Genomic DNA, 969 nt, shown 5'->3' with positions numbered 1-969 from the left:
CGGAGGCGAGAGCGCCCACGTTTGCTAATCTTCATCTGTCCGGTCCATTTACCTGAACTTGCTTCTGCGAGGTTAAGGCCAGCATGACGCAGCAAAGCATTACCGTGCACAAAGCCACTTAAATCCCCCGACTCACCGAGAATATCAGCTAGTGAAATGGCATTAATCCCATTCACAGCAAGCATGGATTTAGCAAAAGGAATTCTCTCTAAAACAGCAATAATCTCCGTTTCTACGGCTTGAAGCTGCAGGCAAGCAAGGTCGTACTCATCGAGAAGTTGTTTCAAGTGAAGCTTGTAGGCATACGTTGCTTGCTTAGAACCAACAGAATTGCTAGCAAGAGAGATAAGAGTTCGAGCTTTTCGCTCACCAGATTGCCGTTACATAAGCGATTTCCAACCTTGTACGACGTCTTGAGGCTGTAACTCACACAATTCTTCAGGGGTAGGGAAAAGACGAAGTGTAGCCAATGAACCGGTACACATGATGTTCTTGAAAACTTGTCGAAGCTCAGGAAAAACAACGTCGACCCAACGATGGATTTGGTTCTTAGCACTAACGAGCCTCGTTACGACAGAATCGCGGTTTGAGAGAAAGACACGCAGTTCTTCAAATACTTCTGGTGTGTTGCGAGTGAACGAGTAGTAGCCGTTTTTGACCATATCTGCGATGACCAGGGCATCTTTTTTGTCGCTCTTTGATGGCGTATTGTCGCGGTTCTCCTTATTCTTTTTCACAAGATGTGGATTGACGAGAACGACTTCAAACTGGCGATTCGTGAGCCACCTGGAGAGATTGAGCCAGTAGTGTCCGGTAGGTTCCATGCCAACAATGGCCGCCGTTAAAGCGTGAGCAGATTGCAACGACTGGATCCACCGAAGGAGGGTGTGAAAACCCTCCTCGTCATTGGAGAAGGACAATGGGTTACCGATCACGATGCCGCGAAAGTTAACAGCACGCGCGACATGC

Annotated in this window: 1 pseudogene; it reads right to left on the bottom strand. The window is 47.9% G+C overall.

Features of this window, described 5'->3' with window-relative positions:
• Positions 1-969 (bottom strand): annotated as a pseudogene (locus A372_RS32515) (IS110 family transposase); the annotation flags it as partial.

Source organism: Paenibacillus sp. OSY-SE (assembly GCF_000283315.1).
Classification (GTDB): domain Bacteria; phylum Bacillota; class Bacilli; order Paenibacillales; family Paenibacillaceae; genus Paenibacillus_B; species Paenibacillus_B profundus.
Note: the sequence above shows the minus strand (reverse complement) of the source record. Positions and strands in the feature narration are given on the sequence as shown.